The organism is Paenibacillus sp. FSL R10-2734, from assembly GCF_037963865.1.
Taxonomy (GTDB): Bacteria; Bacillota; Bacilli; order Paenibacillales; family Paenibacillaceae; genus Paenibacillus_AQ.
The window spans coordinates 91,513-116,358 of the sequence record NZ_CP150170.1; the positions used below are offsets into that span (position 1 = coordinate 91,513).

Annotated in this window: 23 protein-coding genes and 1 riboswitch; of the genes, 9 read left to right on the forward strand and 14 right to left on the reverse strand. The window is 45.0% G+C overall.

What is annotated here, in order from left to right:
- Window positions 1–373: 373 nt before the first annotated feature.
- From NSS67_RS00395 to NSS67_RS00405, 3 genes are all read right to left on the reverse strand, one after another.
- Window positions 374–856, reverse strand: a complete 483-nt coding sequence (locus NSS67_RS00395; RefSeq protein ID WP_339317825.1) for an NUDIX hydrolase — start codon at window positions 854–856, stop codon at window positions 374–376.
- A 41-nt stretch (window positions 857–897) separates the two neighbouring features.
- Complete coding sequence (locus NSS67_RS00400) at window positions 898–2,607, reverse strand: ABC transporter ATP-binding protein (RefSeq protein WP_339317826.1); 1,710 nt, start codon at window positions 2,605–2,607, stop codon at window positions 898–900.
- Between the two features lie 307 nt (window positions 2,608–2,914).
- Complete coding sequence (locus tag NSS67_RS00405; RefSeq protein ID WP_339317827.1) at window positions 2,915–5,167, reverse strand: beta-L-arabinofuranosidase domain-containing protein; 2,253 nt, start codon at window positions 5,165–5,167, stop codon at window positions 2,915–2,917.
- A gap of 144 nt (window positions 5,168–5,311) precedes the next feature.
- On the opposite strand from NSS67_RS00405, the gene NSS67_RS00410 reads away from it, so the two are divergent.
- A complete protein-coding gene (locus NSS67_RS00410) occupies window positions 5,312–6,205 on the forward strand; it encodes an AraC family transcriptional regulator (RefSeq protein ID WP_339317828.1) in 894 nt (297 codons plus the stop codon).
- A 380-nt stretch (window positions 6,206–6,585) separates the two neighbouring features.
- On the opposite strand, the gene NSS67_RS00415 is transcribed toward NSS67_RS00410, so the two are convergent.
- On the reverse strand, window positions 6,586–8,142 hold the full coding sequence (locus NSS67_RS00415; protein WP_339317829.1) for a sigma-70 family RNA polymerase sigma factor: 1,557 nt from the start codon (window positions 8,140–8,142) through the stop codon (window positions 6,586–6,588).
- A gap of 142 nt (window positions 8,143–8,284) precedes the next feature.
- Between NSS67_RS00415 and infC the strand changes: the two genes are divergently transcribed.
- Window positions 8,285–8,803, forward strand: a complete 519-nt coding sequence (gene infC, locus NSS67_RS00420) for a translation initiation factor IF-3 (protein ID WP_339317830.1) — start codon at window positions 8,285–8,287, stop codon at window positions 8,801–8,803.
- Between the two features lie 502 nt (window positions 8,804–9,305).
- Here the strand turns inward: infC and NSS67_RS00425 are convergent.
- The 9 genes from NSS67_RS00425 to NSS67_RS00465 form a co-directional block, all read right to left on the reverse strand.
- Window positions 9,306–10,007: a histidine phosphatase family protein gene (locus NSS67_RS00425; protein WP_339317831.1), complete on the reverse strand. Its 702-nt coding sequence runs from the start codon at window positions 10,005–10,007 to the stop codon at window positions 9,306–9,308.
- A gap of 18 nt (window positions 10,008–10,025) precedes the next feature.
- Window positions 10,026–10,628 carry a response regulator transcription factor gene (locus NSS67_RS00430; RefSeq protein ID WP_339317832.1) on the reverse strand — a complete coding sequence of 201 codons (603 nt, stop codon included), beginning with the start codon at window positions 10,626–10,628 and terminating at the stop codon, window positions 10,026–10,028.
- On the reverse strand, window positions 10,625–11,779 hold the full coding sequence (locus tag NSS67_RS00435) for a sensor histidine kinase (RefSeq protein WP_339317833.1): 1,155 nt from the start codon (window positions 11,777–11,779) through the stop codon (window positions 10,625–10,627). Before NSS67_RS00435 ends, NSS67_RS00430 begins: the two co-directional genes overlap by 4 nt.
- 4 nt (window positions 11,780–11,783) lie before the next feature.
- Window positions 11,784–12,518, reverse strand: coding sequence for an ABC transporter permease (locus NSS67_RS00440; protein ID WP_339317834.1), 735 nt, complete (start codon window positions 12,516–12,518; stop codon window positions 11,784–11,786).
- Window positions 12,515–13,429, reverse strand: a complete 915-nt coding sequence (locus NSS67_RS00445; RefSeq protein ID WP_339317835.1) for an ABC transporter ATP-binding protein — start codon at window positions 13,427–13,429, stop codon at window positions 12,515–12,517. The genes NSS67_RS00440 and NSS67_RS00445 overlap by 4 nt, the downstream gene beginning before the upstream one ends.
- A gap of 194 nt (window positions 13,430–13,623) precedes the next feature.
- On the reverse strand, window positions 13,624–14,376 hold the full coding sequence (nfsA, locus tag NSS67_RS00450) for an oxygen-insensitive NADPH nitroreductase (RefSeq protein ID WP_339317836.1): 753 nt from the start codon (window positions 14,374–14,376) through the stop codon (window positions 13,624–13,626).
- 26 nt (window positions 14,377–14,402) lie between these two features.
- Window positions 14,403–16,865: a heavy metal translocating P-type ATPase gene (locus NSS67_RS00455; RefSeq protein ID WP_339317837.1), complete on the reverse strand. Its 2,463-nt coding sequence runs from the start codon at window positions 16,863–16,865 to the stop codon at window positions 14,403–14,405.
- A 117-nt stretch (window positions 16,866–16,982) separates the two neighbouring features.
- The gene (gene copZ, locus NSS67_RS00460) at window positions 16,983–17,183 is read right to left on the reverse strand and encodes a copper chaperone CopZ (protein WP_339317838.1); all 201 of its coding nucleotides are present in this window, start codon (window positions 17,181–17,183) and stop codon (window positions 16,983–16,985) included.
- Between the two features lie 53 nt (window positions 17,184–17,236).
- Window positions 17,237–17,509 (reverse strand): metal-sensitive transcriptional regulator, encoded by a 273-nt coding sequence (locus NSS67_RS00465; RefSeq protein ID WP_245237953.1) that lies wholly within the window; start codon window positions 17,507–17,509, stop codon window positions 17,237–17,239.
- Between the two features lie 294 nt (window positions 17,510–17,803).
- Here NSS67_RS00465 and NSS67_RS00470 point away from each other — a divergent pair, with 294 nt between their 5' ends.
- The 7 genes from NSS67_RS00470 (at window position 17,804) to NSS67_RS00500 (ending at window position 24,339) form a co-directional block, all read left to right on the forward strand.
- The gene (locus NSS67_RS00470) at window positions 17,804–19,324 is read left to right on the forward strand and encodes an MDR family MFS transporter (RefSeq protein WP_339317839.1); all 1,521 of its coding nucleotides are present in this window, start codon (window positions 17,804–17,806) and stop codon (window positions 19,322–19,324) included.
- Between the two features lie 5 nt (window positions 19,325–19,329).
- On the forward strand, window positions 19,330–19,893 hold the full coding sequence (locus NSS67_RS00475) for a PadR family transcriptional regulator (protein WP_339317840.1): 564 nt from the start codon (window positions 19,330–19,332) through the stop codon (window positions 19,891–19,893).
- A 113-nt stretch (window positions 19,894–20,006) separates the two neighbouring features.
- Window positions 20,007–20,984, forward strand: coding sequence for an aldo/keto reductase (locus tag NSS67_RS00480; protein WP_339317841.1), 978 nt, complete (start codon window positions 20,007–20,009; stop codon window positions 20,982–20,984).
- Between the two features lie 381 nt (window positions 20,985–21,365).
- Entirely contained in the window at window positions 21,366–22,565 is a 1,200-nt protein-coding gene (locus tag NSS67_RS00485) for a hypothetical protein (protein ID WP_339317842.1), read from the forward strand.
- 1 nt (window position 22,566) lies between these two features.
- A complete protein-coding gene (locus NSS67_RS00490) occupies window positions 22,567–23,154 on the forward strand; it encodes a signal peptidase I (RefSeq protein WP_339317843.1) in 588 nt (195 codons plus the stop codon).
- A gap of 93 nt (window positions 23,155–23,247) precedes the next feature.
- Complete coding sequence (locus NSS67_RS00495) at window positions 23,248–23,850, forward strand: TasA family protein (protein WP_339317844.1); 603 nt, start codon at window positions 23,248–23,250, stop codon at window positions 23,848–23,850.
- A gap of 159 nt (window positions 23,851–24,009) precedes the next feature.
- Window positions 24,010–24,339: a helix-turn-helix domain-containing protein gene (locus tag NSS67_RS00500; RefSeq protein ID WP_042131791.1), complete on the forward strand. Its 330-nt coding sequence runs from the start codon at window positions 24,010–24,012 to the stop codon at window positions 24,337–24,339.
- Window positions 24,340–24,548: 209 nt separating this feature from the next.
- Here NSS67_RS00500 and NSS67_RS00505 read toward each other — a convergent pair whose 3' ends face one another.
- On the reverse strand, window positions 24,549–24,704 hold the full coding sequence (locus NSS67_RS00505) for an anti-repressor SinI family protein (RefSeq protein WP_339317845.1): 156 nt from the start codon (window positions 24,702–24,704) through the stop codon (window positions 24,549–24,551).
- 27 nt (window positions 24,705–24,731) lie between these two features.
- A riboswitch (cyclic di-GMP riboswitch) is annotated at window positions 24,732–24,816 on the reverse strand.
- Window positions 24,817–24,846: the final 30 nt, after the last annotated feature.

The window sequence follows — 24,846 nt, forward strand, 5'->3', positions numbered from 1 at the left end:
CCTGCTGCCCCTCTCGTTGGACTAGTGAAACCTGTAATAGTGCAGCTTTTTCTACAGATAGCCTCATCATGCAAACCAAAAACTGCAAATGTGCAGGTATATCCTCACTTTTGGCTTGAAGGCTTCTTCTAGAGCAAGAATACCTGCTGATTTGCAGGAATCAGTGATTCTACCAGCCTAGTGTCATAAAAAGATGTACTTTGGCAGGTTTATCTGTCGTCTATTGTTACTGATTAGTCAATCCACAGCATCTTGAGCACACTATGCTGATCTTCCCCTTGAAAGACCCTATATTTTCGCAAAAAAACTGCCCCTAGGCTGACCAAATCCAACCCAGCGAGCAGTTTTTCCTCCGTTAAATAGTACACCTTAATTACACCGTTCGATCCAAATTAACTTCAAACGTATCTCCAGTTACATAATCCATATACCTCGTATTTCCATCGAAATCCAAATAAGCTTGATAGCGGGTACGAATAGCCGGTTGTGTAATCCAATCAAGCACTTTCTCTTTTGCCACCCACATCACTTCAGAGGTTTCCTCTGACGTACATAGCTCTCCACCCACAGGCTTGCAGATAAAATCAAACATGACCTTAGTCGGGACATCCGTCACACCGTCATACCATTTATGAATGCCTGTATTCGAACACACACCAATCAATTGAGAAACCGTGACATCTATTCCACTTTCCTCTTTAATCTCTCGAATTAATGCATCCATTAGGTTCTCTCCGACCTCTACTTGTCCACCAGGAAATACCCATCCACCATCATGAGTTTTCACTAAAAGGATATCTCCTTGTTCATTTTCTGCGAATCCACCTACCGCTACAATATGTGTTGGCCAAGCCATAGATTGCACCTCTTTTTTTAGAAGAGTCTAACAATTTACCATTAATCTGTAAACGAAATTTTCCTACTCCATAACGCTTTAAAAGCTTCGCAATGCTCTATTAAATCCTCAAACTTCCCTTCACCCACAACCGAGCCTTGATCCACTACCAGTATCTTATCAACGTCTTTTATAAAATTCAGTCGGTGGGCAACAATGATGATGGTTTTGTCCTTAAATTCCTGCAAAATCGTCTCCATGAGACTTTGCTCCGTAATATTATCAAGTGCCGACACCGGCTCATCTAGAATTAGAACATTTCTTTTTTGGGCAATGATTCTGGCAAAAGCTAATCGCTGTCTCTCACCGCCTGATAATTTGACCCCTTTTTCACCTACGAAAGTATCTAAACCGTCAGGTAAATGACGTACTTTTTCCTGCAGATGAACTTTTCCCAAAATCTCATACAGCTCTTCATCCGATAAGGTATCCTCATCAAATAAAATATTGTCCCTTATAGTGGCATCGAAAATCGGCGTGTCTTGTGATAAGTAGGAGATATGATCATAGTAGCTATTCAAATCAATATCATCGATATCTATGCCATCTAGTAAGATTTCACCCTTGTTCTTTTTCAATAACCCCACAATCAATTTAACCAGGGTAGATTTCCCGCCTCCACTTAATCCTACAATGGCAACGGAAGTTCCCCGCGCAAGCGAAAAGGTTAGGTTGTTCAGTATCTTCACTTGCCCATAATCGAAGGATACCTCCTTAAAGTCAATATTGCCGTGGATCTCAGTTATAACTTCTCCGGTCTCCAGGTTTCTATCTTCTGGGGCATCAATAAATTCCTCAAATCTTCTGTAGGTCACTTTATTCAGTCTGTAATCTACAAATAGAACATTGAAGATGGCAATTGGCGAGTAAATCTTATCAATAAACATGAACAATGCGACCACAACACCAAGTGAGCTATCACCTGCGACAATGCTTTTCACACCGTAAATCAGGACAACAACTTTAATTGCCGTAACAAATAACTCGAATATAGCGAAAAAAGCTTCATGGATCATTTGTAGCTGCGCATTTTTATGAATGATAGTTCGCGCCGACTGACTTAATTTATTGATCTCTTTCTCATATCTTTTGTTAGTTCTGAAGACAACCAATTCCATAAACCCACGGATAGAGAATCTGGACATCTTTTCTTGTTCTTGGAGAATGGTAGCCTTCATGGCATACAGAAATTTCAACAGCAGATTTGTTATCAGAAAGACGACCACGTAACCAGCTGCAATAACTACCATGATCCTTAAATCATAGAAGCTGATAAAGATTAGACTGAACAGAAGAGTGGGCAATAGCTCATGTAATGTTTTGAGAAAAAAAGAAAAGATCATGCTGTTTCCAGCCGCTGCCCCGTTCTCAATCACTTTAATCATCTGCCCTGTGCCGATATCCTGATAGGCTTGATAGTCGATTTTGGATATTTTGGACAGTGCAAGTATCTTTAATCTCTCCGTTATACTGTTCGATAAATACACACTAGGGTATTCGTCCACATAATTTAGGATCACTACCCCAGCCAGCAAAGCCCCATATATTATTATTAAATTGGATATTTCACCAAAGCTGCCCATCACCGTTGCCTTATCTACTATTTTTTGAAAAACTACAATCCCTAAGCTACTCAATAGCTGAATAGTAAAACCCAATAAAATATAACCGCATATCCACCATTTCAGGTGAGCTAGACTCTTTTTTAACATAACGTTCTCCCCCTCTTTCAATTGAATGCAAAAAAGCCAGGCAACCCTCACCATCCAACTGTTAAAAACCATCCACAAATAAACGGTTCTCTAAGTTAAATAGTTAAGTGCCTGACTCTACAGAAATAGCTGCCTGGGCACCGTTCAAAGCTCTAGTTAGTGTAATCAAAAGGATAGACTACCCCCATGATAGCTGGTACGCGTTTTACCCAGCCCGATAACTAGTTCCTTGTAACGGTACGGAAAGACATCCATTTCACCTCAATTAAAAGAATTGTTCCTATTATAATTCTCAAAGCCTTATTATTCAAGAATTACGTTTAACGATACGCAGTCCAGCCACTTGACCAACCTTATATCCTTCATGCGAAGCGAACTTGATCGTAACCGCTGATTTGCCACTCGTGATCGTTTGCGGAAGTTCGTAACGAAGGGTCTCCAGCTCGTTCATCTCTTCAGACTCAAGAGCTCCTAACCCAAGTTGCTCTCCATCCGCCATAATATCGAAGGCCACCGAAGTATCGTTCGACTTCAAGTATGTGACCACCAGATCCACTTGCTCTTCTGGCAATACTTCCATCGTGAAAGAGAACCAGCCATTGATCCAGCTATCCCGATACTTGCGATTGTGGATTTTGCCTAAGCCCACATACTCCCCTTCGAAATGATGGTCGCGTTCAGGCTGCATCTCAGCAGGTTGTACCGAATCGACAGTTAGCTGCTCAAGCAGCAGGTTATTTTCTATCGCCTCGCGATACTCAGCCTCTGCCAGCTTCCACTCCTCCGGCGTGAATAAATCCCAATACACGGAATAACGATGATCATGCATAGGGTAGAATGGACGAAGCTCATGATCTCCTGTATATCCTAAACCTTTCATCCGGAACACATTTTTGCTCACGATAGACTGGATTAGATTGCCCGTCAGTGTGTCCCGATCTCCGATTAATACGGAAGCAAGGGCGCGATCGCTGTTGACCTCTGCATTTATAGGCCCAAAATCACCTGCGAGCACAAGTGGACCATAGAGGAACGCAATTCGATTCGGATTATCCGGCATCGCTTCGATTCTTATCGACATTGGAATATCGTATGCAACAACGTCTCCATCCTGCCACTCTCTGTCCAGAGTAAGATAGCTGGATTGGCCAACATTCACTGGAATGTCTTCTCCATTTACTTTAACGCTCAAGCCTTGCTCAGCCCAATAAGGATATCTTAGCTTCAATGTAAACTTAGTTGGTTGCGCTGCACTGATCCGCAGTACACCTTGCCCCTCTTCTGGGAATTTCGTCTCTTGCTTCAAACGAATGCCTTGTTCCTTCCAAGTCACTGTTGAAGGTACGTACTGATTGACATACAGCTCATCTTCACTATGGAAGTATATTGCCGAGCCGTACATAGAATGACTTTCCATTCCTGAGCCTACACAGCACGTAAAGCTTTCAAACTGGGAATTGAAAGATTTATGTCCACCCATTTCGAGCGAAACGAAGTAACACACACGTCCATCTACCGGCTCCTGTGAAGCTAAGATGTGGTTATACATCGCTCTTTCATAGTAATCCGCATACGCCGCATACGCATCCCACTGGAACATATGCTTCGTCAGCTTCAGCATGTTGTAGGTGTTGCACGTCTCACAGGAGCCTTCGCCCAGCCGATCATTCAGTTTATCCGGTTCGCCGAAATGCTCATTATAGCTATTGCCACCAATTACATAAGAATGATGATTTACGACCCGATCCCAGAAGAAGCGGGAGATGCCTGCGTAATGATCCTGTCCCGTTACCTCATACTGTCTTGCCGCTCCAATAATCTTCGGGATTTGAGTATTGGCATGTCTTCCTGCTAACGTATCTTTTTGCTCGGTAAGGTCATTAAGAACTTCTCCATGGTAAAAGCTTTCAGCTAAGGCGAGGAAACGATTATCACCGGAATCCTCTGCCAAATCAGTGAGTGCCTCGTTCATACCACCAAACTCACAGCGCAGCATCTCTTGGATCTGATCTTTATTAAGTCCTGCAAATATATCCTCAAGCCACAGCCCCAGCTTCGTTTCAATAACCAATGCCTTCTGATTTTCTGCCAAACGATAAGCATCCCGAAGACCCGCGAACAGCTTATGCATCGTATACAGCGGAACCCAGCCGCCATTAAGGTCAAAGCCCTGCGAGCGAATATCGCCTATCTTCACTTCCTCAAACAGTTCTTTACCACGAGGAATGCCGGAAATAAATCCATTGCCATGCGCTTCCTGACACTGCTCTAATTCATCTACTACATAATTCACGCGTGTAAGCAGCTCTTCATTCCCCGTAGAGGCATACATTAACGCACATCCAGATATATAATGGCCTAGCGTATGACCACTAATGCCCATAGCTTCCCATCCTTCATAATGAGCTGCCTTGGGCTCCAAGCCAGCATATTCACGAAAACGCGACAGTAGCCGATCAGCCTCCAGCTTGAGTAAATAAGCAGTATTTAACTCCATCGCATGGAGAAGTGGGCCAGACTCAATTCGTACGTTATTTAGCTCAAAAGCTTGCGTCTTCAAAGAAATCGCTCCCTCGCAATCTTGTCTAGGTTAGCTGACAAGTGTATATTTGTATCCATAAGATAACACCCTATCGTTGATTTGTCGGTAGATCAGTCAGACAAACAGTGAACAAACCCGACTTATTGAGAAGCGGAGGACAGCATGACCTATTTGAAGACAAGTGCAGATGTACCTGTTCATTTTACGGCGGCAGGTGAATTTATCTCTGAGTCCCCATGGCGGCATGTCGAGCGTGCTATGGGCAACTACGAACTAATCATTGGCGTGAACGAAACGGTCTATTTAAGTGAGGAGAACAAACAATTCGAGGTCGGTCCTGAGGAAGCCCTCCTGCTCATGCCTAATCGCACGCATGTCGGATATAGAGAGTCGCGACCTGGGGTTAAATTTTATTGGTTCCATTTTGAATTAACTAGTGAGGGAACGTTGCTGAGTGGGGAAGAAATGAAAGCGGAGGCTGAAGAAATTTTTTCGCGCCCGCAGCGCCTATGGTCCGTACTCGACCTATATCTGCCGCAGCTCATACGAATCGAACATAGTGACCGGATTCATATTCTAGCGAGTCAAATCCTACATGTAGCCAATTCAGGGTATTTAACCTATTCCAGTGTTAATTATTTGATGACCTCACTCTTAATTGAGCTGTCCGAGCACGCCCTTCAGCCGTTTACCACCAAACTGATTCGCGCGCAGCAAGACGTCACCTTCGTCAAAATCGCCGAATGGACAAGAATACATGTAAGCGAACCTCTTACCGTGGCGATCATCGCGAAGAAATTTAATTACAACAAAGATTATTTAGCTCGGCTGTTTAAGCAGCATACCTCCATGGGGCCACTCGAATATATTCATTCGGTACGTATAAGCAAAGCAAAGGAGCTTCTGACCAGAACGGCACTAAGCGTGAGAGACATCGCCGTAGAGACGGGCTTTACCGACGATAAATATTTCATGCGACTCTTTCGGAAATACGAGAACATGACGCCAACCCAGTATCGTAATGCTTATCATAAGACGTTTATGAATAATAATTGAAGGGAAGCCACTGCGGCTGACTTCAGCACGTTTTGGCAAGAGCATGTAACCACACTCCGTTTACGGAGCGCCCTCATTAAGTGCTGAAGCAGAGAAACGTGGGCTCTGACAGATAATTAGGAAATTCCTCCCTAATTATTCCGGCATTCTGCTTATTAGACTAACAATTAGGGAAATCCTCCCTAAAATTCAACCAATTTGTTGAAAAACATTGACATCACCCCTATTTTCAGGGAGAAATTCCCTGATTTCATTCATTTAAAGCAATTCCCAACATTTTTTAGGGAGCTTTTCCCTGATTACTCTCAATCAAAGGGGCTAACCCTAAGTAGCACTCACTACTTTTGAGACAGCCCCCTCTTCGACATTGAGATTCTATTTTATTGAATCGTTTGCGAGGACAAATTCCATCGCCAACGCGGATCTACACCTTGCAGATGCACCCCTCCATACCACTCATCGATCCCTTTCTTTTCGGCCCAGTCCTCTTTTCCAGACATTACGCTCTTGCCTAGCTCTGTTAATACAAGCTCGCAGTCTTTAAGTTGCATCGATGATTCTTTATAGCCAGGGAATTCTTCTGAACCATCAACTTGCAGCAAGGGATACGGTTGTTCTGCCATCTTTCTTAGAATATGCCAAAATTGCAGATCGCCCATGCCTAAGATGTGAAGCTTATCCCCTACTTTTGCGAACAACTCATACGGAGCGTTAATTCCAGTAAGGATCATCTCCAGCGTGGTCTGTTCTACAATCCCCAGTCCATTATATGTAGATGGGAAACGCGATAAATGCGCCTCGAAAGCGTCATGTGCAAATGGTAAAGCTGACGTATCCGTAGTTAAACATTGTTGCAAAGATTCTGGATTCGGTGATACATATGCTTCCCAGAGTGCTTGGCCAACTTCTAGCTCCTTGTCTCCGATTAACTTCCATGTTCCCGATAAAGTTTCCATTTGCTTCACAGATAGCTGTCCAAGACCCCGAAATAACTCAATTCCCGGATACTCTCCAATGCACAATAAGCTTAGCTTCGTTGATCCCTTCCTCTGCTTTGAGAACCAATGGAGCAAGTAGCATAACATCGTCTGGTCGAATAGATCATGCTCGAACCATAACACCACTTCTTCATATTTATGAAAGTCAGCTAATATTTTTTCCTGACTCTCGCTGCCCTGTATGAATTCCATCTGCGGAATCCCCATCGTTTGCTCCAAATATTGCGCTCGTACTACGCGGTTATCCTTTTCTGTAGGCTCTAAAAAGACCGGCCCATGAGAATATACCTCTCTCCATACTAGTACATCACCTTTCACGATTCCTTGACGCAGCTTATCTCCCACTACATCTCCATTTACTATATGAAGCACACCTTTTCCTCCTTCGTACAGTTGGTTGAACACAGAAAGAACATCAGCTACAGGTAGTGCACCTTTCAGCTTGCGGCGAGCATCAAAAAGACGCTTCTTCAATACCGAAACCGAAGTCCCTAAGAAATCAGCAATCTCTTGTAAAGAGTATCCTTGAAAATAATATAATTGAACGGCGATCCGCATATTGGACGTTAATGCAGCTATAGACTCGAGTACGAGTCGCTGGGCTTCTTTTTTCTCAATGATGTCTGCAACAGAAAATGAGGATTCTGTCGCTTGCACAGCTTCATCGTAGGGTAATGCAGGATGCTGCTTTCTTCGTAAAATACGATAACATTGCCTTGCCACAATAGCTTTAAACCAACCCGGGAACGCTTCTACTGCTTGTAATTTATTCAAATGTAAAAAGGCTTCTGTGAAGGCTTCTTGCACTGCATCTTCCGCTAATTGATAATCATGCAGCTTTTCGTACGCTACTGCATTTGCCATCGGTGTAAAATGCCTAACGATCTGTTCAAAAGCTTGACGGTCTCCTTGCCTAGCCTCTTCGATATATTGAAACATCTTCCCCCGCTCCCTTCTTCCGTATTATATACAAGTGCCAGTGAAGTTCCCAAAGGTTACGGATGAGGTATTCAATATTTGAACCACAAGCTAGTTCCATATATGATAGCTATATCATCGTTCTCAGGGAGGATTCATCCAAGTGGCCGTATTAATCAACGAACAAATTAGAGCGTCCGAAGTAGTGCTTACTGGACTTAGAGGTGAGAAGCTAGGCATTGTGTCCAGAGAAGAGGCATTGGCAATGGCTCGTTCAGCAGGTGCCGATCTCGTATGCACCTCGCTAATGAGCAACCCGCCACCTTGCAGCCTGACCGCGAAGGGCAAGGCAAAAGCTGCCGCACAGAAGGAAGCAGCGGCAACACGCAAGGCGAGCGCAGGCAACGCAGCAAAAGGGGGCAGCAAGGAGAAGGTCAAGGAACTGCGCTTCACTGCTCATATTGAAGAGCATGATTACGATACGAAGCTTCGTCAGGCAGAGAAGCATCTCCGCTCCGGTAAGCCAGTACAATTAGTCGTGAAGGCATCCGGCGTCAAAGAATCCGCCGCTTCCAAGGCCGTGATCGAGCGACTAGTGACTGACCTGAAGGAAGTCGGAACGAGGGACACTGGCATCCAGACAGGCGGTAAAGGTTCGCAGGTGAAATTAAATCCGCGTTGAAGAGTGGAATTTCAGATAAAGTAGGCTCAAAACCAAAATTAGTGGACCATTTCATGAGAAAGCTGCTGCTGCTCTCTGCAAATGTAGCTTTATTGCGATCAGAATTGCGTTCGGACACCACAGCCCTTATTCGTAACAATTTCGCTGTTCTGGGATGCTAACGGACTTCAGAGACTTTATATCGCTAAAATAGCACGATATCCCTCTATTTATGCCAAATAAGATCTCTCGAGTCCGCAACTTCCTCCAAAAGGCTTAAAATGCACAAATAGCTGCATCTAAGTCCGTTAGCACAATAGCAAGTGAAAACCAGAAAATGGGCAAGGGGCACGAGTCTTATATGCAAGCAAAAACGCCTTCGGTGTCCCTAAAGGACGGTAAGCGTTTATGCATAAATAGAAGGATAATGTATGGTGTCAAACTTATACTTTCTTATATTTTAAAAAAAGCCATCCTCTGCGGGATGGCCTTTCACTCCATAGGAAGCTCTTAATCATTCACTTCAAACATGATTGCCCATCAATCCTCTTGGACGATAGTTCATACCACCAGCATACAGGTGGGAGACATCTCCCAGTCCAATACATCTTGGAACCGCAAAGTGCTCACTGCGCTCTTCAAACAAGATCGTCGTTACCGAGCTTGGCGCTAGCCAAAATACGGACCAAGCCAAGGCTAAAGGAATCTGCAACAAATGGGCTAGCCATGCGAGGCCAAAGCCACCGTGGCATACTACTCCAATCTTCTTGGCAGAAGGCTCGAGGATACGATAAAGGCCATCTTCTCTTTTATAGTGGTGTCTACGCAAGAACTCATCTGAAGCAGCTTGTAATTCACTGAATCTCAATCTGTATTCTTCTTGTTTCAGCCAATGATCTGTTTCATCAGACCATACTCTCTTTCCACTCGACAGCTCGCTAATATGTTCTCCGGGGCTATCCCATATAGACGCCATTTGTCCATCCAACATGACCTCTGTCCAATCCAATTCACAAGTCCAAGGTTCTGTCTGAATTACAAGTCCCGTCTCTTGGGCCACGTAACTGGCTGTTGACTGTGCTCTACCCAGTGGTGAAGCATACAGCTCATCCAGACCGATAGATGCCATACGTTTCCCCAATGCTGCCGCTTCCTGATGCCCGAATTCCGTAAGATCGTCTATAGTATAATCCGGATCACCATGACGAATGAGAAATATTTGCATAACGATACCCTTCTCCCCTCAAATCCAGCCTTTTTCCTCTGCCAGCCGTACGGCTTCAATTCGACTTTTCACTTCCAGCTTATTGAGTATTTCAGAGATATAATTGCGAACTGTTCCATAAGAAAGGTGTAGCGAAATAGCGATTTCACCCGCCGTTTGCCCAGCGCCAGCCAGCTTTAAGATCTCTCGCTCCCGTGCTGTGAGTGGATTCTCTTCCCGCAGGCTGCCAAAAACTAACTCAGGTGATACTTCCCGATGTCCAGCCATAACACGGCGAATAGATTCGGCTAGCTTATCTACAGGCTCGTCCTTCAACAAATACCCTTGTATACCAGCCTTCACTCCACGCTCGAAATACCCCGGACGGGCAAAGGTCGTCAAAATAATAATTCGGGTCCGTGAGCCCTTCCCCCGCAATATTTCTGCAACCTCCAGTCCGCTCTTGAACGGCATTTCAATGTCCATGAGACAGACATCCGGCTGAAGCCTGTCGATTAAAGCTAACGCCTCGGCCCCGTCACAAGCTTCTCCAACCACTTCGATATCATCCTCAAGATCGAGTAGTGAAGCCATAGCTCCCCGGAGCAGACGTTGGTCCTCCGCTATAACAATGGTTATCATGCAGTTTCACCCCCTGCTGCTCCCTTTACGATTAGAGGGATAGCAACGATCAACGTAGCTCCCTGACCCTCTTCTGAGCTTAGCGACAGATAGCCGTCAATCAGGGATAGACGTTCCGCCATCCCCTTCATGCCATTTCCATCATTAAACTCACTGCTACATCTCTCACCGTTCTGTAGACCAATTCCGTTATCCTTAACTGTAATTCGAACTTCTCCGGTGGTCTTCGCCACGCCTATGAAGCATTTATCCGCTCTACTATGCTTCACAATATTAGTCACCGCTTCCTTGATACAGAGGCTGAGAATATTTTGCGTCAGGTCGGATACTCCCTCCAGCGAGAGATCGCCTTCCACTTCTAAGGCAATCTCTGCCGTGCGCAGCATCTCTCCGGCCTCTGCCAGCTCCTCAGCTACTGAGATCGCACGCATTTCCGATACTAGCTCACGCACCTGACGGAGCGCAGCCCGCGAAGTACGCTGAATTTCTCTCGCCTCCTCCTGTGCTCGCTCCGTATTTTTGGTCACCAGCTTCTCAACGAGTTGGCTTTTTAATGTAATCAAGGATAAAGTGTGCCCAAGCGTATCATGCAGATCACGAGCGATTCTCATGCGTTCCTCACGCTTCACCAACTCTTTAATCACCTCATTAGCTTGATCTAGCTCTTTCTCCAGCTTCTGATGCTGATGCATGGATCTTACGCCGAATGGCATAATCAGCATAATAACGATAAACGGGATTAAAAACATAATACTAATCCATTCCAACTCACGGCCTACTAAGACCAGCACCGAAAGTACCATGACAACAAAAGAAGTAAATGCAATTTTAAACCCTTTATTCTCCGTATAATAAGCTATAAAATTCACGGTGAAAAAGCCCATATACAGATTAAAGGGCGTATAGAACAAGCTAAGCACCGCGATGATCACCATTTGAGTCGTTAACCAAACATTAAACACGCCGCCCCGAACCCAATACAACTCCCTATAGCTGATGGCAAACACCGTGATCATCATCCCACCCAGGATGAGCTTCATTCCAGTCTCCCCGCGCAAATTCAGGATGGGCAAAATTAGATAAACAGCCCATACATAAGGGAAAAACCCCTGACTTCTCGGAAATAACTGGAACTGTCCACGCTTGGTCATTCCTTTACACCGCTTCCTGTTTTTTTCGGATATAAACCGATAGTAACATAAAAACTACCAAATATCCGAGCAAAATCAAGACATTACTCCACTCTGGGTAGGAACCGCGTACAATCTCCCACGCCCCGTTTCCATAGTTATAAGAAGGCAACCAATGACCAATCTTCTGCATTAATCGTGGCAAAATCTCAATCGGCATCCACATGCCCCCCGCTACAGCAAGAGCCATATAAATCACATTGCTCACTCCACTAGCTGTGTCCACCCGTCTCATAGCACCCACAAGCGTACCAATCGCTAAAAATGGAAGGGAACCGATCAGAATCCATAACCCGCTTAGCACCCATTGACCCGCAGATAAGGAAACGCCATTGATAAAATATCCTGCGGCAAAAATACAAATGACCGAAAACAGATGCATCATCGTTTGTCCGAACATTTTTCCGAAGAAATAGACAGAACCCGGTAGCGGGGTAATCCGAATAAAGGTAGTCCAGCCTTGTGTTCGCTCTTGTACCAAACGAATACCAAGCGTCATAATCGCTGAGCCCATCACACTAAAGGTTGCCATCGACATTAGATAGTGAGCGCGCCACGTCGGGTCATCGCTGCCTGTATTGACCACTCGGGTGAAGATGAAGTAGAACATAATTGGCATAAGTAACGACCAGAACACGTAATAGGGATTACGGATGATACGCAGCATTTCCGCTTTACACTGTACAGTAATTAATCTCATCGTGAAATAGCCTCCTCTTGGTTCAAAGTCAATTGTTCAAAAGCGTCATCCAGGCGTCCCTGATCGATCCGAACATCCTTCACGGGAAGTCCAGTCACAAAAATCGCTCGCAGCGCTTCATCCGTATCATCTGTCGTTACATGAATTCGACCTTCTTTTTCATAGCAATCTTCAATAGCGGTTAGTTCCAGCAGGCTTTTGCGTAATTCGGATCGATCACCTACAGGCAGGAAGGACACCGAACGCTTCACAATCCGCGATTTAATCTCATCTGGACTTCCGTCCGCAACTAAATGGCCTTTGCTGAACAACAGAATGCGATCCGCGATATCTTCTGCTTCCTGTAAATAATGCGTCGTGAACACAATCGTCTTTCCTTGCTCCGCAAGTCCACGAACCGTATCCCAGAATAGCCGCCGTGAAGTAATATCAAGCCCAACCGTAGGTTCATCAAAAAAGATCAGCTCCGGATCACCCGCCAGTGCCAGTGCAAAGCCCAGACTACGCTTTTGACCGCCCGAAAGCTTCTCGGCGTATCTATTCAAATCCGCTGGCACAAGTCCCGTAGCCTTAATTAGAAACTCCATATCCATAGGCTGTGGATAATAGCTACGGATCAGAGCAATGATCTCCCGAACCTTTAGCCGGTCCATGACACTTACCTCCTGCAGCATTGCACCAGTTTTTTCACGTACCGCTTTATCTTTCGGATGTTGTCCGAATATTTTCACTGTACCTTCAGTGGGCTCTAACAGCCCCAATAACATTCCTAACGCCGTTGTTTTACCTGCTCCGTTGGGTCCTAGAATCGCTGTAATCGATCCTTTAGCAATGTTGAAACTAATGTTATCTACCGCTTTCTTATCCTTATATAATTTGCTGACTCCATTCATCTCTATAACAATGTCCATTACGTAATCCCTCCGATTCCGAATGCTTCTGATCTATTTCAATCATATGGAAAAAGAAGACCTAACATTAGTATGGACTGTCATTTCTTTAAGATGACAACTGTCACCTTCACGACTCAGGATGTGAAAAAGAGGCTACCCCATCCGTAGTTTTAACTACGAATAGTGCAGCCTCTTTAAGCGAAAACACTAGATTATCTCTTGAAGAATCCCTTTTCCTCTAGGAACTCCTTCATATGCAGTCGTGCTGGCTGAGCCAATCGCTCCGCCATGATCACCGACCACGGTGTATCCTTGGCGCCATGGGTCCGCTCACGCATATAGTCTGAAGAGACTTTATCGTAAGTCTTGACCTGCTCCACTGTTGTTTCGGTATTATAGCGATTACGATGCAGAACAGCCTCTAATGGAAGACGCGGACGCAGGCTCGAGGCACCATCAGGGTAGCCCACACACATTCCAAATATCGGATAGACCAGTTCAGGGAGTCCCAGCAGCTCCGATACTTCTGCGATCCGATTACGGATTCCTCCGATGTATACGATCCCGAGTCCAAGCGATTCCGCAGCCACGGCAGCATTCTGTGCAGCAAGCGTAACATCAACGGTAGCTACAATCAGGTTCTCAGTAGAGTCTTCATAAGAAGTCTCTCCTTGCAAATGAGGCTTCGTCACCTCACGCAGTCGATACAGATCAGCACACCAGACCAAGAAGACTGGGCATTGTTCTATATAAGCCTGATTACCCGCCAATCCGGCAAGCTCTGATCTCAAGTCTGAGTCAGTAACTGCAATTACACTATAAGCTTGTACATTGCTGGAGGTCGACGCCATCTGACCTGCTCCAATAATAGCTGCAAGCTGCTCATCACTTACCGGCTTATCCTGATACTTGCGGACGGATGCATGGTTCATTAATAGAGAAATCGTATCATTATTTACTTGCACAGTGGCCACTCCTTATATATGAGTTATTACAGCTTTACCCGCTGTAGCCGAAGTGCATTTAAGACAACAGACACAGAGCTGAATGCCATCGCGGCTCCAGCTAGCCATGGAGCTAGAAATCCAAGTGCAGCAATCGGTATACCTATTGTATTGTAAGCAAGCGCCCAGAACAAATTCTGCTTAATATTACTCATTGTTTTGCGACTCATCATAATCGCATCGGGTATACTTTTCAGATCTCCCCGCATCAGCGTAATATCCGCCGCCTCCATAGCTACATCTGTACCTGTACCGATCGCCATGCCCGTATCAGCAGTAGCCAGTGCAGGAGCATCATTGATCCCATCGCCAACCATGGCTACCTTTGTCCCATTCCGCTGCAGCTTACGAACTTCCTCGGCTTTGCCTTCCGGTAGAACCTCTGCTAACACTTTTCGAATACCTGCTTGCTTCGCAATAGCTTCAGCAGTAATTTTATTGTCACCTGTGATCATAACGACCTCTATGCCCATATCATGAAGCGCTGCTACTGCTGCTTTTGAGGTCGGTTTAATCGTATCCGCCACAGCCACAATCCCAGCAATTTCATCGTCCACCGCTACAAGCATTGCTGTCTTACCCGCTTCTTCCAGCCTCTTCATGATTGGAGACCACTCTGTGATATCCAAATGATTATCTTCCATCATTCGCCGCGTACCAACCCTAACTTGTTGGTCTGAGACTACAGCCATAATCCCCCGTCCAGGCACATTATCAAACTGCTCAGCGGCTGGCAAGGTCAATCCTTTTTCAGCAGCTCCTGCAACAATGGCTTCCGCAAGCGGATGCTCTGATAATTTCTCGGCTGCCGCAGTTAAAGCTAATAGTCGATTCTCAGCATTTTCTTTACCATAAGCGGCAATTCCAGTTGTAGTCACGATATCAGTCAGCACAGGTTTACCGTTTGTAACGGTACCCGTTTTATCCAAAACAACGACCTTAATCCCTTGCGCCCCTTCTAAATGCTCCCCACCCTTGAACAGGATGCCAAGCTCCGCAGCGCGGCCCGATCCCGCCATAATGGAGGTCGGTGTAGCTAGACCTAATGCACATGGACAAGCGATTACGAGCACCGCAATAGCTTTTTCGAGGGCATCGGCGAACTGGCCAGGTGCTGCCCAGAAATACCAGACTAAGAAAGTAATCACCGCAATCCCTACAACAATCGGAACGAAAATCCCTGAGATAACATCGGCGATCCGCTGAATTGGCGCTTTGGAGCCTTGAGCCTCCTCCACTACTCTGATGATTTGAGCCAGCGCAGTGTCTCGACCTACTTTATTTGCTTTTATTCTCAAGACACCATTCTTATTTAAAGTAGCACCGATAACGGTATCACCTGGTTTTTTCTCCACAGGGATACTTTCTCCGGTCAACATAGACTCGTCCACAGAAGATGAACCCTCTACTACCTCACCATCTACCGGTACCTTTGTTCCAGGCTTCACCAGTACAATATCGCCGGGAATCACTTCATCTGTCGAGATCGTCATCTCTTGGCCATCTCGAATCACAAGAGCCGTCTTTGCCTGAAGACCCATTAAGCTCTTAATGGCGTCAGAAGAACGGCCTTTCGCCAGCGCCTCGAACCATTTACCCACGAGAATGAGCGTAATGAGTACTGCGCTCGTCTCATAATACATTGGGGCGGTATGATTCATTCCCTTCATACTTAATGAATCAATCGTCAGATAAAGACTATAGAAATACGCTGCTGATGTTCCCAGTACGACTAACACATCCATATTGGCGCTCCCGTTACGAAGTGCTTTATACGCGCCAACGTAGAACTGCCAGCCGATGATAAACTGTACGGGAGTTGCCAGAACAAGCTGAAACCAAGGATTCATAAATATGTCCGGTGTTGGAATCCAGCTTGTGAACGAGAAATGCCCTGCCATCGCCCATAACAATGGGAAAGAAAGAATCGCAGAAATGATCCACTTCCACTTCTTATGCTGAATGTCCTGCGCACGATGATCCATATGATCCTTGCGGTCTTCTTTAAGGGTAGCTTTATAACCGATGTTGCTTACCTTCTCCATAATCTCTCTTGGACTAATATTACCGGGAGTATATTCTACATGTGCGGTTTCCAGCGCCAAATTCACGTTCACTGCAGCTATACCCGGCGTACGACTCAGTACTTTTTCAATCCGTGCCGAGCAAGCCGCGCAGGTCATGCCTGATATATCAAAATCCGCGGACTCCTTGACCGTATCGTAGCCAAGGGCGCGGATTTTATCTTCAATTTGTGGTAACCCTGATACTGTAGGATCAAATCCTACAGTGGCCTGTTCCAAGGCTAGATTCACGTTCGCACGCGAAACGCCGTCCATTCGGGACAACCCTTTCTCAATTCGGGCTGCACAAGCAGAACAGGTCATGCCTGTAATCTGTACGGTTGCTTGCTGTTCTTTGGGTGAAGCCGTTGATTTTGTCTTATCCATATATTCTTGATCCTCCTCATACCCCTATAGGGTATGATAATTTCTAAAAAAAGAAAAGGCATTGGAGCTTAGGAAAATTCCCCTATAAAGCTCCAAGCCTTATTACTGTGTATCAAATTAAACTACATCATACCCTTGATCTTCAATGGCTTCTTTAATTGCTCCAAGACTCACCTTGTTCTCATCATACTCAACGGAGACTTTTTTAGCAGCAAGATCAACTTTAGCACTAGCACCAAGGCCGCTTACAGCCTTCTCTACAGAGCTGACACAGTGACCACAAGACATTCCTTCAACATTAAGTGTAGCGTTCGACATTATTATTACCTCCAATAAATGTTATGAAGCCATGCTTTAGGAGCATTAGCTTATTATTTCATTAATTTGTTAACCGTAATCAGCAGCTCATCGATAACCTCATGTTCTCCAGCTTCGATTCTTTCAACTATACAACTCTTCATGTGCCCTTCCAGCAGCATCTTACCAACACCGTTTAGTGCCGCTTGAACCGCTGCGAGCTGATTGAGCACATCGTCACAATAAGTATCCCGCTCTATCATACCCTTTATCCCGCGGATCTGGCCTTCAATCCGGTTAAGGCGAGTATTCAAACCATTCTTGAAATCTGCCGAATGATGACTCATTCGTTCTCCAGATGCTGAAGAATGACAGTCAGCTTCACAGGATTTCTCAGTTTGTTCTTGCTTACTAGTAGACATAAGAATCAGCCTCCTTGCCATTAATATAATATACCCCCGTAGGGTATGTCAAGTGGCATTCTTATAAGACATAAAGTTTTGTGTGAAACTTATACTTCCTTATATTTGAAAAAAACTATTGCTACCCTATTCAAATTTGAATATAATAAATTTTGCTTCTAAACTATGAATATTTTTCGAACGGATTTATCACTATTTACAAAAAGGAGCCTGCGAAGCATGCATACTAAAGAAAGTAATCTTAAACTCGTAGTTGTCGGCCTGCTGCTTGGTATTCTTATGTCTGCTATGGACAATACCATTGTAGCTTCAGCTATGGGTACCATTGTCTCCGACCTCGGTGGTCTGGACAAAATCGTATGGGTCACCTCGGCTTATATGGTCATGGTAATGGCTGGAACCCCTATCTTCGGCAAGCTCTCGGATATGTATGGACGTAAACGTTTCTTCATGTTCGGTCTGATTGTATTCCTGATTGGCTCAGCACTGTGCGGTACTGCAACCAGTATTACACAGCTCAGTATTTACCGGGCCATACAAGGGATCGGCGGCGGCGCACTAATGCCAATCGCCTTCACCATCGTTTTCGACATTTATCCTCCTGAAAAAAGAGGCAAGCTGACCGGCCTATTCGGTGCCGTCTTCGGAATCTCCAGTGTACTCGGACCATTATTAGGCGCATATATTACCGACTATGTAGGTTGGCAGTGGGTATTCTACATAAACCTGCCACTCGGAATTATTGCACTTTTTCTGATCGCAACTTCTTATAAGGAATCGATCTCTCACGCTAAACAGCGCATCGACTGGGGTGGAGCCTTTACTCTAGTCGGCGCGATTATTTGCCTGATGTTCGCTTTAGAACTGGGTGGCAATCAATATGCTTGGGATTCCAGTGTCATCCTCGGCTTATTTGCAGGCTTCGCTGTTCTTTTACTAGCATTTATCCTCATTGAGAGAGTGGCGGCTGAACCTGTCATCTCATTCGCTATGTTCCGTAAACGGTTATTTGCAACAAGCAGCGTGACTAGCTTGTTCTATGGCTCCGCCTTTATCGTAGCTACTATTTACATTCCTATCTTTGTGCAGGGCGTATTTGGCGGCTCAGCTACGAACTCAGGATTGATCCTCATGCCGATGATGATCGGTACGGTCGTGGGCAGTCAGACCGGGGGGCTGCTCACAACCAAAACGAGCTTCCGCAACATTATGATCCTATCCGCAGTCTGCTTTGTCGCAGGTGTTTACAGTCTAAGCACTTTATCACCAGATACCTCCCGCCTTATGCTTAATGTATTCATGGCACTGACTGGGTTCGGCGTGGGCTTTTCCTTCTCCGTGCTGAGCATGGCGGCCATCCATAATTTCGACATGCGCCAACGCGGTTCGGCAACTTCAACAAGTACCTTTATGCGCTCTCTTGGGATGACGCTGGGGATTACGATCTTCGGTATTATTCAGCGTAATAGCTTTACCAACAGTATCAGCGATGCTTTTGGCGGAAGTGAGCAGTCAGCAGCCTTCGGCGATCCACGGGCAGCCTTGACACCCGAGGCAAGAGCCAAGATCCCACCTGAAATTTTAGAGAAAATATCTAGTGCACTGTCCTCTTCAATCGCACATACCTTTATGTGGGCCTTGATTCCCGCCGTCCTTGGCTTAGTCTTTGTACTGCTTATGCCAAAGGATCGCCTCACCATTCCGAGTAAAACTGCTCAGGCGTCCGAGGGCAAAAGGTAACCATTATGTCGATGAAATTGGCCATTCTCGGTCTACTGCTGGAACGGAATATGCATCCCTATGAAATTACAATAGTCATGAAAGAACGCTCCATGGACCGGATTACAAAGCTGCAGCTCGGGTCTCTCTACTACGCTGTCGATAAACTTGCACAAGATGGCTATATTGAGGCTTTAGAGGTGATTAGCAGCAGTGATCGCCCAGACAAAACTATTTATGGTATTACTGAGCAAGGCAAAAATTTATTCGAGCAGTTAATTCTACAGCAAATTAAGAAGAACGAGCCCTTCTATCATCCGATGTATATGGCACTAGCCATGTCGCGTCATGTTGATCAAAGCAAAGTGGAGAAGCTGCTTGAAGAACGTATTCGGGAGACCGAACATCAGGTGAATCTGGCTTATCAGGTATATGAAGAGCATATTCCCATTGTTCCTCGTTCCGCCCTTCATCTCATGTACGGCACCTATGAACACACCCTGACTGAACTAAAATGGCTGCAACGTCTCTATGATGACGTTGTAGCTCGCAAGCTGAATGACATTGGAACACCACTCCATACAGAGTAGAGGCCTTAGGGCCTCTTTTTTCTGCTCCTCCATCGGTAATAAATACCATATAGGATTATAAGCGTGTACAATATGTACGTGTACGCAATCATATTTTCCTAGGAGGAATCCCATTGTTGAGAACGCTGCCTTTAAACAAGCGCGGTATACAAGCCAGCCGTATTGCTCTAGGTTGTATGGGACTTGGCGGGGGCTGGGATCATGAACCGATTACCGCCGAGAATGTTAAGCAAGGACATGCAGCCGTCGACGCCGCTCTATCTATTGGCATCAATATGTTTGATCATGCAGATATTTATACCCGTGGTAAAGCTGAGAAAGTGTTCGGTCAAATCTTTAAAGAACGCCCAGAACTCCGTGAAGAAATCATTATTCAATCGAAGTGCGGTATTAAGCTGATGGAGCCTGGAGACAGCTCTAATGTTTTTGATTTCTCAAGCCAGCATATTCTAAGCAGTGTAGATGGAATCTTGTCGCGACTAGGAACTGAATATATTGATATTCTGCTGCTCCATCGGCCTGATCCTCTAATGGATCCGGAGGAAGTAGCCTCCGCATTGCATCAATTAAAAGCAGCAGGTAAAGTTCGTCATTTCGGCGTCTCCAATATGAGCGCAGCACAAATCAAAATGCTGCAAGCCTATTGCGATGAACCTTTTATCGTAAACCAACTGCATATGAGCCTAGCCAAGCTAAGCTGGGTCGATGCTGGAATCAGTGTAAACCGTGAACCTTGGAAGGATATTACCTTTCCTGAGGGAACCCTTGAGCATTGTCGAATGGAGAACATTCAGCTTCAAGCTTGGGGTCCACTCGCACAAGGCCTATTTAGTGGACGTTCGCTAACGGATCAACCAGAAAATATCGTCCAAACTGCTGCCATGGTCCAGGATCTAGCAGATGAAAAAGGTACTACTCCAGAAGCCATAGTGCTATCCTGGCTAATGACACATCCCGCAGCTATTCAGCCTGTGATTGGGACTGTGAATCCCCAGCGCATCGCTGCCTGCGCTGATGCGGACAAGCTGGAGCTTACTCGTAAAGAATGGTATGACCTGTATGTTAGTTCGCGTGGTACTCGTCTTCCCTAACCCAACCCACAATGAAACTCCCTAGGACTCTTAATAGCCTAATCGTGCCTCTCGCACGATTAGGCTATTTTTAATGCGGTCCCTTCCTCAGAAACCGTTCTTTATTGCGAATAAAAATAGATATCAAGCGAAAAATTGAGATAAATAGAGATAAATTAACATTTTTGTTCTTTATAGAGCACAAACGAGACTTATTGGCAGTTTTCTTTTTGATTTATTCCCTGTATTATTCAATACAAGAAGTCGTTCTCAATAAAGAACGATAATAACGAACCAAAGAAACTTAAGATATTGAGGGGAGGTATTCCTCTGAGACCCAGATCAGCAAAAAGAAGACCTAAAAGAAAGAGGCAAATCGGATTACGTGTTCTGCAATCAGGAATGGCTGTCTCCGTCTTGTTTCTGTATACCTCGCAGCAAGTGGGTAGTACCTATGGTGGTTTTGGAGCTACTACACAAATCACTAGCACAATTAGCTTTTGCGAAGTATTCCCAAACTCGATCAAGGGACTTCTTACAGAGTTTAAAGATCATGTCGATAGAGCTGTTGCTTTAAAAGGAACGCTGCAAAGCTATACCCTTTCGGGTGGTCTCTCCGGTGTTTCGGAAATAGAAGGCATGACGCTGGAAGAGCTTGATACAGCTGCGCAAGAGATTTCCACACAAATCTCCGCGCTTCAATCCCAAATAGATGGCGTTAATGAGCAGCTGGCTAACAACACTCAGATTTGGAATGACATCAATAGTGAGCTAAATGCAGCAGCAGCCGTACTATTCCAGATTGGAGGATATATGACCTCATTAGATTCAAACTGTCTAGAAATCAAGGATGAACAATTCTTCAATGAGCTACAAAATAGTCTGAATCAAAGCGGTGTAATCTCTGAATCCTTGAATACCTCCTTAAATGGAGTGATCCAATACCTAAGCTCCATTCACGACATCGGTCTTCCATTTGCTTCTGTAGTGACCAGTGATGTTTATGGACAGCTTGAGTTAAGCAACGGAGAGTTTCAGCAGCCACTACCCTACCTGATTGCTTTTAATCAGCCGGCCGGCAATATCTCTAGCGAGCTTACCTCCACTTATGAAAATCTCAATACTGAAATGAATGGTGTTAAAGAATCGGCTACTTCAGGAATCAGTAATCTTCAGAGTCAGCTCCAATTGATCAGTCAAACCCGTGAACAACAATTGGAAGCGCTTGAGAAAGCCCGACTAGAGGCGCTGGAACAAGCGAAGAAAGAAGAAGAGCGTTTAGCCCTGGAGAAAAAAGAGCAGCAAGAAGCCGAGGACAAAGCGAAAGCTGAAGAAAAAGCAAAAGCTGAAGCTGCAGAGAAAGCAAAGACGGAAGAGACTACACCGACAGGTGAAGCTGCTCCAGAGAACATAAATAAAGAACAACCTGAAGCCCCAGCCACTAACCCGGTCGATCCGGAAATTGGCGAAGAGCCAACGATTCCACAAGATGTACCACAGCAAAAGGTTCCTCAGGAGACGCCAAAGGCGGAAGACACCTCTTCCACACCGGTAGCCACACCAGCTCCTTCGGAAGCTCAACAAGACAAAGGTGGAGAATAATATGCGGATTAAAAAAATGATCAACAATACATTATCGAGCATCATGCTTGTGATTTTCATTCTGCTGGTAATAGCCGTAGTTTTATCTAAAGCATCCGGCGGTGAACCTGCCTTCTTCGGATACCAAATCAAATCTGTACTCTCAGGTTCGATGGAACCAGGGATTCAGACCGGATCGATTGTCGCTTTAAAACCCGGAGGAGATATGAATCGCTTCAAAAAAGGCGATGTCATCACCTTTAGAAATGAAGAAAACCTGCTCATTACTCACCGTGTTGTAGAAGCAACAATGAATAACGCTACCGGTGAAGCCATGTATCGCACGAAAGGCGATAACAATGATGCGCCCGACATGAACCCTACCAGTTCAACGAATGTTGTAGCTGAATATATCGGGGTCACCGTACCTTATGTCGGTTACGCTATGAATTTCGCGGTTTCCAAAGCTGGAAGTGTCGTGCTCATGATCGTACCAGGCTTGATGCTCCTGCTCTATGCTCTCTATTCGTCATGGAAGGCTGTAGCTGCACTCGAAAAGAAAAACGCGGCCATACTGCCTGCCTCTCCACCCCCAACAGAAATACAGTAATAAGTTGATTGTCCGCTTCCGCTTACGAACCGGAAGTTACAATATATAAATTTTATAAAATTTAACCACAAAAACCGAGGAGGAATTTTAATTATGGGTATCAAGAAAACATTGGGTCTTGGCGTAGCATCTGCAGCACTGGGTTTATCATTGATTGGTGGAGGAACCTTCGCTTACTTTAGTGACACTGCAACAAGCACTGCTACATTCGCTGCAGGTACACTGGATTTGAACTCCGATCCTTCTGTTATCGTAAATATTGCAAACCTGAAGCCAGGTGATACTGTCAAAAAAGATTTCAAACTAAAAAATGACGGCACCCTCGATATTGGCTCTATTATTCTCAAAACTAAGTACAACGTTAATGATGTAGGTGGTAACAACAACGGTGTTGATTTAGGTAAATTCATTAAAGTTAAATTTCTGCAAAATAAGGACAAGAGCGGTAACATTATTCCGGATATTGTAGTTTATGAAACAACATTATCTGAATTACAAAATTTAACACCAGATCTCGTAGAGAAAGTGCCGTTCTTAGGCAGTGAAGCATCCGGTATTAAAGCAGGTACATCTGACACCTTTACCGTCAAATTCGAATTTGTGGAAGACAATAAAGATCAGAACATTTTCCAACAAGATACATTGACACTGACTTGGGATTTCTTCGGTAAACAAGGCAGAGGAACTGACTACTAATCTAATAAGTCTTCCATTCGAAGAGCAGCAGATTCTTATTCCGGAAAGCGGATAAGTAGATGCTGCTTTTCTCTTTACAATAAACTTTGTCGAATTTATTGATATTTGCTATACTAATAACAAAAATTACGGAGGGGCGTAAGCATAGTGCCACAAAATATGGGCCAACGTATCCAGCATCTCCGCCTAGAAAAGGGATTGTCCCTATCTGAGCTTGCGGACAGAGCGGATGTTGCTAAGTCGTATCTTAGCAATGTGGAGAGAAACATCCAATCCAATCCTTCAATCCAGTTTATCGAAAAGATCGCCGACGCGCTTCAGGTATCCATCCACGCTTTACTCTATGGAGAACCTAATGATGCTGAGGAATCACCTTTAGATTCGGAATGGTTCCGATTGGTGCAGGAAGCTATGGCCTCAGGCATAAGCAAACGCGAATTCAAGGAGTTTCTAGACTACCAGAAATGGCGCCTGGATCAGAAGGATTAACCTACATCTGACCTGATAAGATCCTCTTCTATTCATACTATCAAGCATAAACGCCTTCGCCCTCCTAACATGGACCGCGAAGGCGTTTATATTCTAGCAGAATATAATGATCATATACGGTATGAAACTTATACTCTCATATATATACCGAAAAAGAGCACAGCGAGTTATCGCTGTGCCCTTTTTCGGTATATTACGTTCTAAATGTATTACTGCACGGCTTGCACAGTCTTCTCGTGAAAGAATCGACGAATTTCATCTGCCTTTATGCCTGCCTTCTTAGCTGCTAATAATAAATGGACCCATTCTACGTCTACATCAATGACCTGCTGTTCTCTGTTGCTTCCCTGGTTGGACTTGTCCAAAAAATCTCCTCCTAAGATTTTACGTCCCCAGGCAATCCGGCTGTCATAGTATTTCTACCTTAGACCCGCGACTTTGTGCCCCTGCCTTTCGGCAGGTTTACCTTTTACTGGACCCTTTACACGAAAGGATCTGGTTATAAAA

What these genes read in the sequence shown, in the direction of transcription:
- NSS67_RS00395 (WP_339317825.1), bottom strand. Translation starts at nt 856, where the DNA reads ATGGCTTGGCCAACACATATTGTAGCGGTAGGTGGATTCGCAGAAAAT.
- NSS67_RS00400 (WP_339317826.1), bottom strand. Translation starts at nt 2,607, where the DNA reads ATGTTAAAAAAGAGTCTAGCTCACCTGAAATGGTGGATATGCGGTTAT.
- NSS67_RS00410 (WP_339317828.1), top strand. Translation starts at nt 5,312, where the DNA reads ATGACCTATTTGAAGACAAGTGCAGATGTACCTGTTCATTTTACGGCG.
- NSS67_RS00415 (WP_339317829.1), bottom strand. Translation starts at nt 8,142, where the DNA reads ATGTTTCAATATATCGAAGAGGCTAGGCAAGGAGACCGTCAAGCTTTT.
- NSS67_RS00425 (WP_339317831.1), bottom strand. Translation starts at nt 10,007, where the DNA reads ATGCAAATATTTCTCATTCGTCATGGTGATCCGGATTATACTATAGAC.
- NSS67_RS00430 (WP_339317832.1), bottom strand. Translation starts at nt 10,628, where the DNA reads ATGATAACCATTGTTATAGCGGAGGACCAACGTCTGCTCCGGGGAGCT.
- NSS67_RS00435 (WP_339317833.1), bottom strand. Translation starts at nt 11,779, where the DNA reads ATGACCAAGCGTGGACAGTTCCAGTTATTTCCGAGAAGTCAGGGGTTT.
- NSS67_RS00440 (WP_339317834.1), bottom strand. Translation starts at nt 12,518, where the DNA reads ATGAGATTAATTACTGTACAGTGTAAAGCGGAAATGCTGCGTATCATC.
- NSS67_RS00445 (WP_339317835.1), bottom strand. Translation starts at nt 13,429, where the DNA reads ATGGACATTGTTATAGAGATGAATGGAGTCAGCAAATTATATAAGGAT.
- NSS67_RS00455 (WP_339317837.1), bottom strand. Translation starts at nt 16,865, where the DNA reads ATGGATAAGACAAAATCAACGGCTTCACCCAAAGAACAGCAAGCAACC.
- copZ (WP_339317838.1), bottom strand. Translation starts at nt 17,183, where the DNA reads ATGTCGAACGCTACACTTAATGTTGAAGGAATGTCTTGTGGTCACTGT.
- NSS67_RS00465 (WP_245237953.1), bottom strand. Translation starts at nt 17,509, where the DNA reads ATGAGTCATCATTCGGCAGATTTCAAGAATGGTTTGAATACTCGCCTT.
- NSS67_RS00470 (WP_339317839.1), top strand. Translation starts at nt 17,804, where the DNA reads ATGCATACTAAAGAAAGTAATCTTAAACTCGTAGTTGTCGGCCTGCTG.
- NSS67_RS00475 (WP_339317840.1), top strand. Translation starts at nt 19,330, where the DNA reads ATGTCGATGAAATTGGCCATTCTCGGTCTACTGCTGGAACGGAATATG.
- NSS67_RS00485 (WP_339317842.1), top strand. Translation starts at nt 21,366, where the DNA reads ATGGCTGTCTCCGTCTTGTTTCTGTATACCTCGCAGCAAGTGGGTAGT.
- NSS67_RS00490 (WP_339317843.1), top strand. Translation starts at nt 22,567, where the DNA reads ATGCGGATTAAAAAAATGATCAACAATACATTATCGAGCATCATGCTT.
- NSS67_RS00495 (WP_339317844.1), top strand. Translation starts at nt 23,248, where the DNA reads ATGGGTATCAAGAAAACATTGGGTCTTGGCGTAGCATCTGCAGCACTG.
- NSS67_RS00500 (WP_042131791.1), top strand. Translation starts at nt 24,010, where the DNA reads ATGGGCCAACGTATCCAGCATCTCCGCCTAGAAAAGGGATTGTCCCTA.